This is a genomic window from Legionella qingyii (genome assembly GCF_003990155.1).
GTDB classification, from domain to species: Bacteria; Pseudomonadota; Gammaproteobacteria; order Legionellales; family Legionellaceae; genus Legionella; species Legionella qingyii.
The window spans coordinates 15,518-34,003 of sequence record NZ_RZGX01000014.1 but is presented as its reverse complement, the minus strand read 5'-3'; the positions used below and the strand labels follow the sequence as shown (position 1 = coordinate 34,003).

Sequence of the window (18,486 nt, the reverse complement as noted above, 5' to 3'; positions counted from 1 at the left end):
TTTGCTAGAATTTTTTGGCTACAAAAAAGCTGCTGACCTATATATCTTCCTCTTTTTTCTCTGAATTGGATGCTTTGGACGAGTTGAATTTAACAACTCATCAAAGGCATCATCGGTATCAGTATTTTCTCTCATGGCAAAAAAGCGATGAGTATGCAATATGTCTTTTATAGTTTTTGTTGGGCTTACTTTTTTCTCAAGTCCTTCACTTAACACTTCTTTAAGTGAAATAGCGTTTTTTTCGATTTCATTTATATGTTCCAGCACATCATTTTTAACCTCTGTTAATGCTTGAATTTTCTGATTTGTAAGACCTGGATTCCTAGTTACCGCTTCAACTAATGCATCTATTATTTTCCACACCCAATTTGGATTTTGCAGGCGTTCTATCATACCATTCAGTTGTTTAATAGCACGTGCTACACTGTCTGCCCCAGTAGGATTATACAGTCTTTCTGCATTGACTGGTTGCAAAGAGTAAGTTGTGTTAGAGCGTTGTTCTGCGCGAATTTCTTGCTTTTTTTCACGTCTCTTGGCAACCCAAGAAATACTATTAATCTTACTATCTGGCCACACAATATTAACAGCAGCAGGGTCTTGTGGATAAGGAATATGGTTTAATTGTGATATTGCCTGCGTAGCATTATTGAATTCATCACTTCCTTCTTCGGCCTGTATTTCTACAACAAAATAATCGCATTCACTATTAGCATAATCTGTCATATTTATATTATGTTTATCTTGCTGTTTAAAAATAAAATCTTTAGCTTTTGCTAAAGAGGAAAATGATTGAGAGTATATTTCATTTGTGTTTTGCGTGGAAAAGACCACATGATAAGTTATAGGAGGTATTTTATTTATCTCATCTTCAACTCTTTGAAATCCATTTTTAATCTCAATTATTTTCTTCTTAATCTCTTTTGTTTGATGTATCAAGATATCTTCTAAATTTCTTCCAAATACGATTCCAATATGTTGATCGTTCAGATCTTTTTGAATGGTTTCAAATCCAATATTTCCCAATTCGGATAAAAGGTCACATTTATATAGAACATCACGGTAAGTATCTAAATCATCACGATAAACAGTTCTTATCAGTGATTTAGAATATCGTAATAACATTGCTAATATATTTAAATTCTTTATTGCTTTTTCATCTGCATTTTGTAGAAAAGATAAAAGATGCTGAGTAAATTCAGATAATTCCATTGGAATAATTAGTACTAAAAAATCAATAGCCTTTTCCTGACTAATCCCATTTGATCTATGCAAAAAGTCAAATATGTTTGGATTCGCATTCATTATTGGGGCCTAAATTTATATGGGATACAAATTGGAAGAAGCATTATTAATTATACTCTTTTAAATTTAAATTATAACCGCTATCAGGAGCGCGAATAATTATAAGTCGTTACAGCTGAACAACCGTTCGCTTATAAATTTCCTATTTTTCCCGGAGTAAAATAATAAATTGTTTTTTTTGATTTAAATCAATGGGATCTGATTTTGGGAGACCCCATTGATTTTGTATAGAGTAATTTTAAACTGAATCTATCTAATTACAGTAGACTTTTTCCAGTTATTGGTTGAGTATAAACGCCGCTTTTATATTCTTGCCAATTATCGGCAGGTTTGATGGCACATTTTTTTGAAACCATATGCCATCCTGGTTGATGTTGATGGCATGCCGCATGGATTGGTCCGACTGCAAGCATGGTAGTGGCGAGTATTAATCCTGCTGCTCTGATCTTCATATAGATCTCCTTGTACATAGTTATACGTAAAGCCAAAAATACATCAATATGATTATATATTACACATCTGCGATGTGCAAATTTGTACCTAATTAAACGCATTACTTTTAAAAAAATGGGAGGTATTTTCTTCATCAACTCAAGAAGTTAACGATTAGTATGCTTTTTCAATATTTCCAGGATTTAGAGTACATACAGCTTGTCTTAATAAAACCTTAATGTTGTTAGTATAAAATATGGACTTTGTATTCAAAAATCAATCAAAGCTTCTGTTAACGTAACTAAGGATACAACGTGAATAAAATTATGACTTTATCTCTATTTATTATCTTTGGATTATTCTGTTCACAATCAAACGCCCAAAAAACAATTAAACTTAGCCCCAATGAAACAAAATTACTGGCAAATAATACACTTTGGACGCTCAATGCTACATGTGTTGTTCAATGTACCCATCAAAATAACGGTAAAATTAAAATTAACGTAATAAAAAATAGCGGCGTGATCAATGGAAGAAAACTGACTACCGGTCAAGGAACTCTAATCCGGGTCAAAAATAACAGTAGCGTATCTGTGAGTGCAGAATCGGGCACTCAAATCAATCTTATCAATTTAGGAGCAGATGAATTACAGGCGGTTTGTTCCATTTAATTGGATGGAGTCTTTTGATTTATTTATTACACGCTAAAACTTGATAAATGAACTCAAGAAAAGTAACAAATGTAGTTTTAGATGCCTTAGTACAATAAAAACTATATGTAATAAATTTATTATCATTGCCGATATATTTATCAAAACTTGATTATAATAAAAGTAAGTGAATAAATATTTGTTCGAGGGCTATTGTGGGTAGAAAAGAAGAGCATGAAAAAATTGCACGTTTTTTGCAAGAAAAAATACAAGAAAAAATAGGTAATAAATTTTCATTTACATGTTCTGCCGACGCGGATGGGATTTATTTTCGGTTACTTACGCCACAAGGATTTCGTCCTATAGGAGAACGACGTGAAATCGAAGATATGTTTAGGGATATAGGAATTGCAGTGACCCCAAAGATATCCACTGGAGGTACTAATAATGAGGAAATCAACCACACACTTGCTGGGAATCCTTCTGAGATTGAACAATTACTAAGACAGCTTGATTCTAAAATGGCTGAGGATTATCGGTTATTAATCGAAACTGAAAATGGAAAAATTATTGATAATTTGAACCGACTAACCGCTAAAGATGGAATTAAGTGGAACAGCTCTCAAGATGGTGGTGTTGTATGTCAACATGAGCAAACTATACCGAGGGTACCACGCAGTAATTCATTGCCTGCTGATAGTGCTGCAGACTATTTTTTATTTAATCTTAAGGCACGTGGAATTAATGCACAACCCAACATGGAGTTATTACGTCGAAACCCTACGTCCGTCATGCTTGAATCTTCTTTTAAACCCTCTCAGTTTGAGCAAATAAAAGGAGAACTAAAAATCGCATTTGAGAATAAATTAGATGCAAAAAATCCACTAAATATTTGCTCGGACTATGCAAATAAATGCCAAAATGAAGATCCAGATGCGTGTCGAGAAAGACTCTTTAATGAATTTTTTAACACAATAGTGGCTTTAAGTACTCAATATCCTAATATGGATGGTTTACAAGAAATGCGTCGTATAATTAGGAATTCCCAACCATATGAGAATGGTCCCTGCAATGAACCGCACGAGAACATACTAAAGAAAGTAATCCAAGAAGCAAAGTGGAAAAAATCAGATTCAGAATTTATGAAAAATTTTCATCAACTCAGGGGTAGATCAGAAGGGGCAGAAAACTTTTATCAAAAACTTGCAGCACTTGATTCCAATAATACTCAAGCAATTAAAGAGTTTAATAAAAATATGGGAGATATTCTTTCTTCTAAGTCTGAGGAAACCAGAGGCTATGGATGTTGGTAGTTCATTTACTTGTAGAAACTCAATAATGGATTTCCCCCCTTCGCGAAAATGACAATATGGGGAAGAGAATGCAAAAGTAGAAATGGAAATGACAAGTCAGTGAACATTTCAGTTTTGGATTGATTTGCTGTGGGTTTTGTCTTGCTAATTAGTGCATGGGTTTTTGGCGCTTTTCGGCAGGAGCATCGTTTGAGTGGGCGGTTGCTGCAAGGCTTGGCTTTGTTGTCTATGATGGGGGCAGGGGCTTTGGCTTATCAAGCAATGCAAGCGCCATTCATCAGTGTTCATACTCGTGAAGAAGTGAATGCAAAATTAGCTGAAGCAAAAAAAAATCATAAACGTGTTTTTATTGAGTTTTTTGCAGGGTGGTGTAGTGACTGTCAAGCTATGGATAATCATGTTTTTTATCAAGCAGCAGTTATTAATGCAATGCAGGATTCGGTAAATCTGCGGGTTGTTATCAGCGAAAAATCAGATGAAGTGGCTAAAATTCGTCAAGCGTTCCATATTTATGGTATTCCCACAATGCTTTTTTATGATAAGCATGGGCAACAGCTTGCTAATTTAAGTTCTGTGGGACAGATATCAAAAGAAAAAAACTTGCAATTATTGGCACAATTACGGAAGTTGTATTCTGTAAATCTGCAACCCCTAAGCTCATATTTTAATAAGCGATGAACATCAGTTTATTGTTTCAAGTAGCATGGAGGGTTGCCCACACCATTTTTCTTATCGAAGACACAAATATGGCATGCTTAAAAAACATTCAAATAAACCAGCATTGATACATTGGTCGGTTGATTGAGTATAATTTTAATTCGATATTTGCACAAAAAAGACCAAGTAATATCCATGTTGGTTTAATACATTGCGCATATATTTTTATGGGAGTATTGATAAATGGCTTTTAGAACGACAAATGAACTAACCACTGAAATTAGAAATTTGAAAAAATCAGGGGAAGTGAGCTTTGATATGTCAGGATGCAAGCTTGGGCAAAAATCATTTATAGAGCTGCTAGCTTTATTCAGTCTTTTGAAAAATCTCGGAGTGAAGTATCTTAATTTGGGGAATAATTTTCTTTGGGAAAAAACAGGTACTGAGCTAGCAGAAATCTTAAGTGCTTTAAAAGATTCACAGGTCATAAGACTCTTTTTGTTTGGGAATGATCTTTGGCAACAATCAGCAACTGAGCTCGCAACAATGTTAGGTGCTTTACAAAAATCAGGCATAAGGCACCTTGATTTATGTTGGAATGATCTTTGGAAAAAATCAGGCACTGAGTTAGCCATCATTCTTGGAGCTTTAAAGGAGTCTGGAGTAACACATCTTAATTTGGGTGGGAATAATCTTGGAGAACAAACAGGTATTGAGCTCGGATTGGAGGCTCTAAAAAATTCTGGAGTAATATACCTTGATTTAAATCACAATAAACTAGATCACAAAACAGATACAGAGTTGGCTCTTATGTTCGCATCCTTAAAAGATTCCGGGGTAACGCATCTGGTTCTGAGTAAGAATGATTTGGGTCAAAAAACGGGTGCTGAGCTGGCAACTATTTTAAGAGGATTAAAAAAATCCGGAGTTAAATATCTTGATTTGACTTCGAATATTCTTGGACAAAAAACAGGTCTTGAACTAGCGACTATGTTAGATGCTTTAAAAGACTCAGGAATAACACATCTTGATTTAGGTGATAACCGCCTTGGTCAAAAATCAGGTGCGGAGTTGGCTTCCATGTTAGGTGCTTTAAAAGACGCAGGAATAACACATCTTAATTTATATGAAAACCGCTTGGGGCAAAAATCAGGGGTTGAGTTGGGCTCCATGTTGCATGCTTTAAAAGGCTCGGGAGTGAAGCATCTTGATTTGAGTTGGAATGAGCTTGAACAAAAAACAGGAGCTGAACTGGCGGTGATGTTAGAGGGTTTAAAGGATTCAGGCGTAACACATCTTAGCTTGGCCTGGAATGAGCTAAGTCAAAAAACCGGGGCCGAGTTATCTACTCTACTAGGTGCTTTAAACAAATCAGGAGTAACACATCTTGATTTGTCTGCGAATCAATTGGGGCTAAAAGAAGGCACTGAGCTTGCTGCAATGTTACGGGTTTTAAAAGGATCTGGAATAACACATCTTGATTTACGTGGTAATAATCTAGACGAAAAGTCAGAAGATGAACTTGCTCGCATGTTCGCTGCCTTGGAAGACTCTGGAGTAACTCATCTTGATTTGGGGTCGAATGATTTTGATAAAAAATCAAGTAGGTCGCTTGAAAAAATAATTAATGCTATTCCTAGGAGCATTGTATCGATTAGCTTAACTTGTTCTGAACTCGAAAAAATGGATAAAGCGCAACTTAAGGTGATTCAAGATCGATTTCCGAACCCTGAACACACCATTCTGATTGATAATGAGCGTAGAAAATTGGATTCATCACTTAGAAAGGCTGATGCAAATGTTTATAGGAAGCTCGGATATAAGACTACTATCCCATCTCTCTTAAATCATTCCGCTTTATTTGTAGCTCAAAACAAAGAACTATTTAAAAAGGGATATGAAGAACTCCCGATAGACTTAATTGATTATATCAATGAACTCAAAATATGATAAAAAAATGAAAAATTTAATCAATTAGCAGTTATTGACACAATTCTAAAATAAATTGCAAATTCTGCAGCCTCAGGTTTTTGATAAGGAGTACTTTACCGAATCAAATCTGAGGCTGTAAAAATTATTCTCAAATGTATATTATTTTAAGGTCGTGATGAAGAATGATAATGATTTAGTCTGGGATTGTTCTTTGAAATCAGATTCCAAAATGATTCATTGTCGATTTCCACTATATTAGAAGCCATGAAATCTAAATTGATAAATATAGTGTTAATCATTTCTATAGCTTCTTCGTCACGTGCAAGCAGATGTTCTAGCATTTCTTTCAAACCGATTTGATTTTCTTGAAATCCCCAATATTCGGGATTACTCACTACGAAGGCATCCAGGGCAAATCCAGTTTTTAGATTCAGAGTGGCTGAAACAAACGCATCAGTAATCATAACTGATTCGCGAGAGAGATCTTCAGGAAGTTTGTCGAGGTCAATTTTGGTAGAGATCAATGCAGTTAAACCGGTGTAATTCCCATCGGCATCTTTGGTTGTTGAAGTAACTACGCCCTTGATAAAAATCGCGTCGCCGTATTCTTCTGTATAGCTTTTTACAAGTTCTTGCAAAAACTCAATGGCACTGGGAATTATTTCATTGCTCTCTTTGGGGGTTAAAAACCTGGTGAGATCTAGGCCGACAGAACCTTTGAGAACAGTGGTTGGAGATGTACCATTACCATAGTCATAACTTAGATTGTCAACTTTGACTTCAAAGTTGTTTTTTGAACCGACTTTGTTATAGAGACTTTTTAAAGCGACTTTGGATGCCCGATCTTTATCAATTTCTACAGCATCAAATTTAAGTTTTGCAACAGTAACTTGATTCTGGAAGGGGGCAAGAATATTTGCAATTTCCAAATTTAATAGGTCAAGTGTATTGTCGACAGCAAATGCTCCGGAAATGAGACTAAAGCTTAACCCGAGCGAACAAAACAATTTTTTCATAATAACATCCTGTTTTATCTAGTTTATTTTTGATTTATCAGATTCATATTTTTATTACAAAATGAAGTTAGAAAACCCCAAGATGTCGTACATGAACTGACGGCGTGTATTATGACATTCTTTAGCTGCAAGTCTATTATTTGGCGATGCAAATCATGATGCTTAGAAAAATGTAGATAAAGCCTTCTTTATTAAACAAGGAAAAAAAGGTTAACTATTGCAAATGAGAATCATTATCGTTTATATTGTGAATGATAATGATTCTCATTTTGTTGTTCTGAACGTTATTACTAAGAATAACAGCTGTAAGCGAAAGACAATAAAGAGGGGGGTATATGATTTTATCGAATCTTCATGCTAATGAACTAAATTACCAATTACGTTCATTATTAACGAATACTGATTTTCCTATTTCATCCAAGCAAATGGGGCATTTTCTCGTCGCATCTTATCAGCAGTGTTTTAATCGGTTACGAAGATCTGCGATTTCAGAAGGATTAATTGATAAACAGGTAACTAGCCAATCCATTACTGCTTATCTTGAGCTTCTGAAACTTTATTCTCAAAAGCAAAAAACTCACATGAAATATTGGCATTCATTACACGAAGAATTAAATGAAAGTATTGCAAATCAAGCCCTAGCTCTTGCTTATCAATATCAGTGGCATAAAACAATTAAGCGGCAGGCAAAAGGATATGCAAATTTATGGTCTTGGTTAATCGAACATTTCGGCCAACAGCAAATACTTAATTTCTTAGAGCAATGGGGTTGTATAGGGCATCCATCTCACCCCAATTTTCGTGCCAAAATAGGATTTAACCGTAAAGAGGTTGTGCAATATTCTCCTGAATTTAATTCTGAAGTAACGATCGGTTGGGCTGCAATTCATCATTCACTTGCATTTATTTCAACCTCAAAATCCGCTTTTCATTGGCTGTTTAGCATTCATTTTCCTAAGGAATACAGTTTGTGGAGTGATGCATTACGATTAAAGAAATTAAAGCCAGAAGATTATTACCCATTTCCTGTTCATCCTTGGCAATGGACCAATAAATTACAAGCATTAGCAAAATCTTTATTCGAAGAACATCAATTTATAATCAACCCAGTACATCAACAAACCAAACCATCGATGTCATTTCGAACCGTGATGCCTCTTGCAAAACATGGCCCTCATCTCAAATTGGCTGTTGGTGTACATACTACCTCATCCTTGCGTACTGTTTCTCCAGCCTCGGTAAGTAACTCGTCTTTACTCTCGCAATGGATTAATGAGTTACTTACACAAAATCAATATTATAAGGGACAATTATTTTTAGCTCGTGATTTAGCGGGGATCAATGCATTACACTCATCTATTCCTAATGATGAAAAAAAACATTTTGGACTTATAGTTCGTGAAAACCCTTTACAATGGATCCGATTAAACCAAAAACTTGTTCCTCTTGCTTCGCTTTTTAAACAATCCCCCCTGAGACAAAGATCATTATTAAGTGAACTCATTGAGCTTAGTCAAAGTAGTCCAGTAGGTTATTTTATGGATTATTGTCGTTGTGTTTTGGCAAGTCAGTTGCATTTATTATTATGTTATGGGGTTGCCTTAGAGGCTCACCAACAAAATACTTTAGTTATTTTTCAGGCAAATCGTCCCTCTGGCCTTGTACTACGTGATTTGGGGGGTATAAAAATTTGTAATCACGTCTTCTATGATAAGGTGGCTAAACCAACACTACATCCTGATTCAACAATAACCTGTTCTGGATTAAATGAACTGACCAATAAATTCATACACGGTAATTTACTGAGTAATTTGGCTTATGGGATTGATTGCTTAAGTATGGATTACAAGCTTTGCAAGTCAATGCTTTGGCGAAAGGTGAGACAAATTTTAGAGCACACTTTAGAAGAATTGCGAACAGAAATTGAACCACGAATACATCATTGGTATCGACAGCAATTGCTTGTTGAACCTTGGCAGCAAAAATGTTTACTTGCTATGCGACTCCATGAAAATCAAAGCCAAGATCTTTTTTCTATGATTCGAAATCCTTTGAGCAGAGCTTATGTCTAAATCAATCCAGTCGCTTCTGTTAATAAGCCAATTTTTTATGATTTTGGCATTAGAAATGACAAACCCTTTTTTATCTTTGTTGATTGCATCGCAGAACGAGATTCCACTGCAGAGCGCTGCCTTTTATAGCATGCTCAGTTTTGTATTCCCCATGCTTGCAAATATCATCATGACACCAATCTGGGGACTTGCTGCGGATCGCTTTGGTTATAAGTCCATGCTTATGCGTGCAGCATGGGCTTTGGTATTTACCCAATTGGCAATGATTTTTGTGAATGCTTTGAATTGGATTTTAATCATTCGTATTGTTCAGGGGGCTTTTGCTGGTTTTATTGTATCCATGCAAACCTATTCATTAAGTCTTTGTGAATGGCAGTATAAAAGTCGGCAGTTGTCACGCCTACAATCAGCAAAAGCGGTTGCTACAAGTCTGGCAGGTTTTGCAGGGGGGATCATCTTAACCGCTACTAATTATCAAGGATTATATGGAATAGCAACGGTTATTTGTCTAAGTATTACACTTGTTATGCACTATTACTTACCAGCCACCCCAAAAAACTCAGGTAAAACTTTAGATCAAAAATCCGAAAAGATGATCTTTGACTCAAAACCTGTATACGCACTATGTTTTTTAATTACCTTAACCCAAATCATTAAATTTTTACCTGATCCGGGATTATCTTTATATATTAATGATTCGTTTTCTCAAAATTTAATTCTTATTGGCCTACTTTATTCATTTCCTGCGGTTGGCATGTTGCTGAGTTCCGAATGGTGTGGGTGTCAATTTGATCGATGCAGGACTGATCCGCTTTTAGTTCGTCGATATTTAATTCGTTATAGTGTGTTAGGTTTCATTCTGATGCTATGTCAAGCAAGCATAAACAACCTCATTCTTTTCGCATGTATCCGAATTTTATGGGGAGTCGTATTAGCTGCTTTACTACCTGCATTATTTGCACTTTTAAGTGATCGTTATCCCTTACCGGGGTATGCGCTTGGTTTAGCTAATTCTTTTGCCAAACTGGGCAATCTAATTGGTTTGTTACTAGGAGGACTATTAATCAATTGGCTGCCTTATTCAACACTATTTGTGATTATTGCAGGCCTTTATTGTTTATTTGCTTTGTTTGTGCCGTGGCTTCCTGGATTTTTTATCAATCCATTGCCTCGATTTTCCAATACTTATTCTGATAAAACATAATGACCCATAAAGTACTTCTAGTTATATTATTTACCTGGTTTTTTGGGAATCTGGACATACATTTTCTTACCCCAGCTTTACCTGAATTGGCTGAGTTTTTCTTAGTAAAACCAAATATCGCTCAATTAACGATTAGTCTTTTTCTATTGGGTAAGGCATTGAGTATGATTTTATGGGGAATTCTTTCCGAACGCTATGGTAGAAAACCTATATTCATTGGAGGTTTATTATTGTATACGATCTCTAATTTTCTTGCGGCGGGGAGTCCTTCTATTGGTGCTTTATTGTTTTGCCGATTTTTTCAAGGATTGGCTGTTGGAGCGACTTTGCTTATGGGAAGAGCAATGATTAACGATACCTATGATGAACAGCACGCGACCCAATATTTTGCTTGGTTTTTCACTTTTGGAGGTCTTTTTATATGCTTTTTACCTTCTTTGGGAGGCTTAATTAATAGCCATTGGAGTTGGCAGACTGCATCAATAATCATTGCATTGTATGCTCTTCTTCTCATTCCTTTGAGTATCGGAATGCAGGAAACCAAACCTAATGATTCTATTAGTTTAAATGTTCAAGAAACAATAACTACTGTTTTTCGGCATCCTATTTTTGTGGGGTATTTATTCATTTCAGGGTTAATGATGGCTGGAGAATCCGCTTTTAATACTTCGGCATCGTTTATTTTAATTAAAGGATCTCAATGGACGACTACCCAATATGGTCTTGTGAAAACAGTTATGGCAATAATGCATTTATTAGGAACAGCATGTTGTGGTTTATTGGTTAAATATTATACCAGTAGACAGCTCACGGCATTTGGAGTTTATTTTTTTGCGTTTTCAGCAGCCTTAATGTGGGTGTTTAGTCTACTTTCAGATGTGATTTTTCTTACCTATGTCATACCGATGATGATCTATTATTTTGGTACGGGTTTTATTGTTGCGAGTGCGACTTCTGCGGTCGTGCGTCCTTTTCCGAAACAAATGGCATTGGCTTTGGCTTTAACTCTATTCTGTCAATTTAATTGTTCAGCTTTGTTCAGTTTTATTACGAGTGTTATCGGTATAACAGATTCTTACTCTTTTATGTTTTTGCTGTGCTTGATTGGCTTGTTGAGTTTAATTACTTTAAATCGACTTAAATTGAATGAAAGAAAATTATCGAAACAAAGTCTCGTTGTATAATAAACAGTGTGTAATGTAGAAAGTTTAAGAAGTCATATATAGAGCCTGCCGTTACACTTTCCTCTAAACTTACTTATTTTATCTTCAATTCATCATTGTGAACCAAAGATGGTTCTTCATTTGTTAAAAGCGTTTGTAATTGCTCGATCTGTCTTATTTTCTCTTGCAATCGATCGGCAGAATTTGAAAATAAAAAAAGGAGAGACGTTTTATCTAAAGAAATTTTGTCCAACTCAGTATCAAGTTTTTTACGTGCTATTTCGAGCACTCCATAAAGATGAACATACATTTCTTTTTTATCAAGAAAAGAAGCATAGTCAATCTTTTGTGTGATATCAAAAAAGCCATTCTCTCTGACCCAGGTGCAGTGATCACAGACTTTTTTTAGACGTTCTATCTTTTCTTCTAAAGGCATTTCAAATTTGGTTAATTTTAATAAATATTTGACATCTGTTAGTAGTGCTTGAGCGACGGCTTGATTTTGTTTCCAACTTTCCTTTTTATATGGTGATGTTGAAACTTCATAGCTTCTGCAAATTCTTCTTAGATCACCTAAAATGCGTTCATCATTAAACGGTTTCTTTTTATTTAACCCTCCAATGGCCCAAAATAAAAGAAAACTATAGGCCTCTGTTCCTTCCAGTGCATCTGTATGAGGTAATTTCTGATGTAATCGAGGTTTTCTCAAATTAAGCAGAGTTTGATTGTAAAATTCATCATGCTCTCCTACTTGCACAGCAGTGAACAGATAGAGATGCCGCATACACGTTGAGAATTCAATTGGATTTATTCTAGTGCGGAACAAATCGAGAGGACATTGTTCTTCTTTAGGTTTTTGATAGTCATAAACATGTAAGAGCCTTAACAAGCTAAAGTCAATATGCATATATATATTCTCTATTTTTAATTCACGCAAAAAATAAAATGCAGAAAATAACAAAAATTGATGATCGTGGATTTAAATATTACAGATAGCTGCTCTTGAAAGCAACTATTTGAATTATGGGAATAAATAAGGCTATTTCACACATTTATTAATGCATTCCTTTGCGCATAGTTCAATAGTGATAATCCATTGCCCTTAAATTAACTTACCTTTCCAATTCGTTTTTTTTCTAATAACAAGTCCCGAAGCATATAAAACAATACCGGTAAGAATTAGAGATAATGTACGAATAATTGTTGGCGCTGATGATGCATCATAAAGTAATGCTTTGCCTGCAGCAAAAAATAAAACAATGAGTACCGATTTTGCAATCAGCACATCATTTCTCAGAGTTGAAACCCGTAATATAATAAGTACGTACGCAAGCCAGGAAGCAGATACAGCCAAGGTACTGTACTCGATGGTTAACTGGTAAAGACTCATAATTGCAAGGAGATGTGAGGCCGCCAGTAAAACGTAACAATATTCTTCTTTTTGAGCTAATTCCTTATAATTTTGGATTAATAAAAACCAAATACTGGCAAAAGCTGCCCCAGCTACTACAGACCAGGATAACTCATTACTACTAATTAAGTGGCTTAATATACTTAGATACTCAATCCCTAAGATAGCAGAAAGCGCCACAAATGGAATTAAAAAGCGAATACTCCATTGAATCAGTTTAATTTTTGCATGGAAATAGGCGTACCCAAAAACGATTACAGCAAAAAGCCATGGTTTTAAACTTAAGGGCAAAAGGCCAAGGTAAATCGAATGGAAACAAACAAGTGTTACAAAGGTCAGTAATACATTCCGGCTATTAAACCGACGCTCAGGGAACCATCTTTTAGCTGAGTAATAAAGTCCGACTAAAAGAGCTGCAGAAGCCAAGGAAACGCATGAAGCCAAAGTAGGGTCAATACGGCTGAGATAATAATATTCCATTGCATAGAAAATTAATAGTACAGGGAAAAGACTCCAAGATTCTTTCTCGGTGAGATGTTTTTTAGTCAACTGCGTATGAAATAGGGTGCCAATTGAGTAGATAAGAAAATTAATGACAAGTACTGTAGCAATTAACACATCTTGATGGAGTTTTAATCCCACTACCGCGGTTATTGATATTGCCAGATAAGCTGAAATCATGGTTAATGTGCGTGACTCCACCCAAATAGCAAGTGTTGCAAAATTCAACGAACAAATTGTGAAATAATACAAAGAAAATATAGCGTTATTTTCAACTCCAGCAACAAGAGGGGCGATGTATGCACCTAAGGCAGCAACGATCGCATAAATATCATGTTTAAATCGTAAATAAAACCAAATAGATACTCCTGAGATAATCGTTGATAGAGCGATGAGCGTTTGAAATGAAATAAGTAAATAATATTGAAATGCGGCAAAACAAGTTAAATAAAGTACAGTTGCTCCTGCTGCTGGTAAAAAGCAGGCATAAATTCTATCTGCACTGGAAATAATTATCCCACCTGTAAATAGGGCCATTCCAAATAATGTAGCCACTCCAAGTTGCTTTTCATGGGTCAGCCATCCAGATTCAATTGATAATTTAACAATAAAGCAAGCTGCTAGAATAAAGCAAACAGAAGCAACAAGCCCCAACCAATTACCTGACATGGGCTTCGGTATTGATTTGAGTTTACTTTTTTTACTTTTAATCGATTTAGATTGTTCTGAGGAGGCCGAAGTAATGCCATTAATTTTTTCAACTTTTGACACACGCGCTTCTAATGCGTGTAAGCATTGTTCAATATCAATCGTGTCCAAAGAAATACATCCTATATATAAAAAATAACTTGCGCAATTTTACATCATATTGCCCATTTGTTTCGAGCATTATTTTAGAATTAATGTAAAATTTTTTCTTTAATGGGATTTAGGGTTGTTGACAATTGCTTCATTAGGCTACGTTCCGCAATCCGGTAAAGGCTGCATTAAAAATAAGTACATTTTAGTGTGTCTCTTTGAGCTCGCGCATAAAGAGCGGGAAGTAGGCGGAATTAAATGAAATGTCAACAAACTCTAGATAATTCGAAAATAGTATAGGTAGGTTGGGTAAAATGCGGTGGAACTTGGCATCGATACAAAAAAATTGGGTGTCACTGCGTTTCACCTAGGCTAATGTAGTTATTATTTAAATTGTTTCTTCCAACACTAGGGGCGAATATTTTTTATTCAGCCATATGATACACTATTACGCATAGAGTTCTAAATCGTGATGAGGAGTAATGGTGAGATTACAAATTAAAGAAATTTTTTATCTGTTATCTGCTATGAAAGATGTTGCTACGGCTCATGGGAAACAGAGATTAACACCACTACAACAATCTTCCCTTAAAGCGGTATATTCACAGGTATTTGGCCATAAAGATGAACTGCAATTAACCCATCTAATTGACATGCCACTTTCTGGTTTTAGCCAAGTTTTTCCCGATGCGATAAAGGCAGAATATGTATTACGTTTTTTAGTGGTCACAGCCTTGATGGATAAGACAATTGATCGCGAAAAAATTCTAGCCGTTTTGGATTATGCAAAGGCCGCCAATATTTATCCCCATTATCTAAACCAATTAGAGAAAACTTTAGAAGGCGATTTTCAATGGCTTATTAAAGATATTATGCGTAAAAATCTTGAAAGTTTTGATATTTTTCCAAATATTCAGGATGAAAAAGATATTGAAAATTGGCTTTTCCCTTACCGTGGTGACAAAAAGAACCCACAACTTGCAGGCCGCTATGAGAGTCTTCGGCACTTACCTGAATCGAGTTTTGGTCATCATATTTGGATGCAATTTAAAACGAATAATTACAAATTCCCTGGTGAGGAGGATGGGGCTAATTATGAATTTATTATGCCTCATGACTCCATTCATGTTTTAAGCGAATATGATACAAGTCCCTATGGTGAGATTTTGGTTTCTGTTTTTACTTCAACAATGCTGGAAAAAAATTCGATTGATGGTCATGTTATTCCTGTTATTTATTCTTTTTACTTAGGTATCAAGATCAATGAACTTGCAGGGTCTGCTCAGGTAGAGATTGATCCTTATGAATTTTGGGATGCATGGTATCGAGGTTCGCAAATGCAAATAAATTTGTATTCTAAAGGATGGAATATCTGGGATGTAGCTGAAATCCCACTTACTGATTTACGAGAGCTTTATCATGTTTTACCTAAATCAAAAATGAATAAAAATCTATAAATTTCATTAGAATTACATGCAGCATGATGCTAAAGGGGTGAAACACCCCTTTGGATGCATTACTTTTTTATTCCTGCAATGATTACTTCCTCATCATCATTATCGTCATGAGCTTTGGCGATTTTCTTGGCAAATTTCTGATAAAACATGCTGCAAGGCATTTCTTCGACACCTCCCTTTTTATTGACATCAAAACGGGAACATCGAGTATCATCAATTTTTTCCACATAAATTTGGTGTCTATCCCTTTCTCCATCTTCACGGACTGTCGGATAAGTGATTAGTGCTTGATCATAATCTTTGAGCAAATCTTTTACTTTTTCCTCGCTTTCACTTTCACTTGCTTTAACCTGTTTTGTTTTGTAAGGAATATTATGATCTACGAATACCGCATGCAAACCGTCTTTTCCCTGTTGAATAAGTTCAACTTGGTGTCGCTTTTCTCTTATAGCTTCTTCATAAATATGTTTAGAGCTACCCTTCATAAAACTATCATCTCGAAGGCCTAATTTTTTCTCAAAATATAAGTTGACTACTGGAGAGCAAATGCCATTATCATCAAGGGATGCACCTACTTCATCCAGGATTTCATCTTGGGTTGTGAAGGCTTTTTCAGAAGAGGGGGGGTGGGGGCTCACGAGAGATGCAATAATCTTTTTTGATGAACTCGAGTCGCTTGATTCGGGGCTGTCCTCTTCGAGAGAACGATTTGCATCCAAACGAGTTGAAACGGCATTTTTTAACGCTGTGAATTGAGTTGAAGCAAAATTGACAACGAAATTAATTGGTGAAAACAATGAATTAGAACTTATTCGAGGCTCTGCTTTATTCATTTCATTACTGCTTAAGTTTGATGAGCGCTCATCATCGCCGTTGTTTGTTTCGTAAAAGTCAGGCGACCTTGCATACGTCCCCTGGAGTTTCTCCTCTATGTCATCATACTCTGTATCCAAATAATCACCCACAGGAATCCCTGATTGATTATCAGATTCTAATGTCAAAGGGGGACTAGCAATTGAGAGCGAGTTGTGAGCATCACTTACCAGATTTGGATCGCCAAATGCGTCTTCCATAGTCAATACCTCCTATGCTATTTACATCCATAGATGTCATTATGTTAACACAGTGAAAAATTATTACCACAAATGACGTCGTTCCAATTTGCTACTGGTGCGCACTCTAATATGGTTTTTATTATATTAAAGAAGCAATTTTTCGCTGTAGTTATAAATAGTGAAATCTAATGAAGGCTTAAGCAGCCTTCATTAGATGCTTATGATGCTAAATTTTTTTTACAGATGAAAGATCACTCGAACTTTCATCATTATTTTCACTCGTAGTTGTATTAACATCCTTTTTAAGAGCCTTATCAGAGCGTTCCTTGATTTTACTCATTAAATAGGCGGTACTAGGAGAATTAGTAACAAAACCAGGTTGTGAGGTGACACCACCATTAATTTGTTCTAAATCAAGAGCAAGTAGTTCAGCAATACCTTTTCCTGTATGAATTATTTTGCCCGCTTGATCATAAACATCATCGCCTTTTCCAAACTCATGAGCAATTTCAAATTCTTTTTTCGCATGAGAAACTGCTTCACTAGGTGGATGAATTTCCGAATTATATTCCTTTGCCGACTGTTGTTTTGCGTTTGCATGTTCCTTCAAGGATTTTCGAGCTCCGGGTAATAATGGTTTCCCATTTTTATCGAGAAAGACATTGACCCCGACCATTTCAGTATTCTCTGTACCGCCTGTTTTCTTATGAAGTTTCTCTCTGTCTTTATATCGAAACTCGTAGCTTTCGCATTCTTTGAGATCTGTATTCGCAGCGCCTTGAACCGTATCAACCACTGCTAATAAAATTTTATTGGTTGAACCAACCTCTTTTTGATGCTTCTGATAGTCTACTGTATCAAAATTATCATCTATTAGTGGTTTAGGAGTGATCTCATCTGGTGACGATTGTTGCTCAGTATCAGTAGTTGTATTATTCCTTCCAGTGAAGGAAGTAGAAATAATATTTGCAATAAACGTGAGAGGAGTTAATAGAAGTTTAGCTCCTGACCAAGCTTCACCACTCTTATCGGCACGGCTGCTTGAATTTGATGATGGACTATTGTCACTTTCAGAAACGCTGGGTGATTCATATTGACTCTGTGTATCTTGCTCTTTTCGATCATAATCTGTATCGAATTTATTATAATCTGTATCGAATTTATTATAATCTGTATCGAAATACTCTTCTATGGGGATTCCGCTAACTTCTGGGCTCACTGATGTGGTAGTTGTGGTATTGTTTTCTGCAGGAGATTCACTAATAATCGGACCAGACTCTTCTTTATTAACTTCTTGGATATCATCGCTGTCAATTGAAAAATCAAACCCCATATCACCTTCATATTTTGATTGCATAATTCTACCTCTTAACTGGACTTTTACGGATGTAATTAATATTTTAACTGAGCAACATTAAGGCACTATTAATATTAATTATTCATTCTAGTGTTTTTGAAACGCTCTCCGTCCTTCTTGCTACGCTAGGGATAAGGGGGGATGTGTTTATAAGGGGTGGTTGGTT

The 18,486-nt window shown here is 35.7% G+C and carries 15 protein-coding genes; 8 read left to right on the top strand and 7 right to left on the bottom strand.

Annotated features, from left to right (window positions below; translation table 11 throughout):
* Positions 1-18: 18 nt before the first annotated feature.
* Together ELY20_RS11135 and ELY20_RS11130 are read right to left on the bottom strand one after the other, a co-directional pair.
* The gene (locus tag ELY20_RS11135; RefSeq protein ID WP_110142715.1) at positions 19-1,302 is read right to left on the bottom strand and encodes a hypothetical protein; all 1,284 of its coding nucleotides are present in this window, start codon (positions 1,300-1,302) and stop codon (positions 19-21) included.
* A gap of 257 nt (positions 1,303-1,559) precedes the next feature.
* A complete protein-coding gene (locus tag ELY20_RS11130; protein WP_110142716.1) occupies positions 1,560-1,754 on the bottom strand; it encodes a hypothetical protein in 195 nt (64 codons plus the stop codon).
* A gap of 294 nt (positions 1,755-2,048) precedes the next feature.
* Between ELY20_RS11130 and ELY20_RS11125 the strand changes: the two genes are divergently transcribed.
* From ELY20_RS11125 to ELY20_RS11110, 4 genes are all read left to right on the top strand, one after another.
* Positions 2,049-2,405, top strand: a complete 357-nt coding sequence (locus ELY20_RS11125) for a hypothetical protein (protein ID WP_110142717.1) — start codon at positions 2,049-2,051, stop codon at positions 2,403-2,405.
* Positions 2,406-2,599: 194 nt separating this feature from the next.
* Positions 2,600-3,697, top strand: a complete 1,098-nt coding sequence (locus ELY20_RS11120; RefSeq protein ID WP_110142718.1) for a hypothetical protein — start codon at positions 2,600-2,602, stop codon at positions 3,695-3,697.
* A 189-nt stretch (positions 3,698-3,886) separates the two neighbouring features.
* The gene (locus tag ELY20_RS11115) at positions 3,887-4,375 is read left to right on the top strand and encodes a thioredoxin family protein (protein ID WP_233590576.1); all 489 of its coding nucleotides are present in this window, start codon (positions 3,887-3,889) and stop codon (positions 4,373-4,375) included.
* 222 nt (positions 4,376-4,597) lie between these two features.
* Positions 4,598-6,304, top strand: a complete 1,707-nt coding sequence (locus ELY20_RS11110) for a leucine-rich repeat domain-containing protein (protein ID WP_110142719.1) — start codon at positions 4,598-4,600, stop codon at positions 6,302-6,304.
* A 146-nt stretch (positions 6,305-6,450) separates the two neighbouring features.
* Here ELY20_RS11110 and ELY20_RS11105 read toward each other — a convergent pair whose 3' ends face one another.
* Positions 6,451-7,302, bottom strand: a complete 852-nt coding sequence (locus ELY20_RS11105; RefSeq protein ID WP_110142720.1) for a hypothetical protein — start codon at positions 7,300-7,302, stop codon at positions 6,451-6,453.
* Between the two features lie 335 nt (positions 7,303-7,637).
* Between ELY20_RS11105 and ELY20_RS11100 the strand changes: the two genes are divergently transcribed.
* Genes ELY20_RS11100 through ELY20_RS11090 form a run of 3 tightly spaced genes read left to right on the top strand, consistent with a single transcriptional unit; the run spans position 7,638 to position 11,762 of the window.
* Positions 7,638-9,374 (top strand): IucA/IucC family protein, encoded by a 1,737-nt coding sequence (locus ELY20_RS11100; RefSeq protein ID WP_110142721.1) that lies wholly within the window; start codon positions 7,638-7,640, stop codon positions 9,372-9,374.
* The gene (locus ELY20_RS11095) at positions 9,367-10,578 is read left to right on the top strand and encodes an MFS transporter (RefSeq protein ID WP_110142722.1); all 1,212 of its coding nucleotides are present in this window, start codon (positions 9,367-9,369) and stop codon (positions 10,576-10,578) included. The genes ELY20_RS11100 and ELY20_RS11095 overlap by 8 nt, the downstream gene beginning before the upstream one ends.
* A complete protein-coding gene (locus ELY20_RS11090) occupies positions 10,578-11,762 on the top strand; it encodes an MFS transporter (RefSeq protein WP_110142723.1) in 1,185 nt (394 codons plus the stop codon). Before ELY20_RS11095 ends, ELY20_RS11090 begins: the two co-directional genes overlap by 1 nt.
* A gap of 73 nt (positions 11,763-11,835) precedes the next feature.
* On the opposite strand, the gene ELY20_RS11085 is transcribed toward ELY20_RS11090, so the two are convergent.
* Both ELY20_RS11085 and ELY20_RS11080 read right to left on the bottom strand, forming a co-directional pair.
* Positions 11,836-12,648 carry a hypothetical protein gene (locus ELY20_RS11085; protein WP_110142724.1) on the bottom strand — a complete coding sequence of 271 codons (813 nt, stop codon included), beginning with the start codon at positions 12,646-12,648 and terminating at the stop codon, positions 11,836-11,838.
* Positions 12,649-12,843: 195 nt separating this feature from the next.
* Positions 12,844-14,472, bottom strand: a complete 1,629-nt coding sequence (locus ELY20_RS11080) for a DUF2339 domain-containing protein (RefSeq protein WP_110142725.1) — start codon at positions 14,470-14,472, stop codon at positions 12,844-12,846.
* A gap of 461 nt (positions 14,473-14,933) precedes the next feature.
* Here ELY20_RS11080 and ELY20_RS11075 point away from each other — a divergent pair, with 461 nt between their 5' ends.
* Entirely contained in the window at positions 14,934-15,908 is a 975-nt protein-coding gene (locus ELY20_RS11075; RefSeq protein WP_233590575.1) for a hypothetical protein, read from the top strand.
* 59 nt (positions 15,909-15,967) lie between these two features.
* On the opposite strand, the gene ELY20_RS11070 is transcribed toward ELY20_RS11075, so the two are convergent.
* Together ELY20_RS11070 and ELY20_RS11065 are read right to left on the bottom strand one after the other, a co-directional pair.
* Positions 15,968-16,981, bottom strand: coding sequence for a hypothetical protein (locus ELY20_RS11070; RefSeq protein WP_110142727.1), 1,014 nt, complete (start codon positions 16,979-16,981; stop codon positions 15,968-15,970).
* Between the two features lie 208 nt (positions 16,982-17,189).
* A complete protein-coding gene (locus tag ELY20_RS11065; protein WP_110142728.1) occupies positions 17,190-18,320 on the bottom strand; it encodes a hypothetical protein in 1,131 nt (376 codons plus the stop codon).
* Positions 18,321-18,486 lie beyond the last annotated feature (166 nt).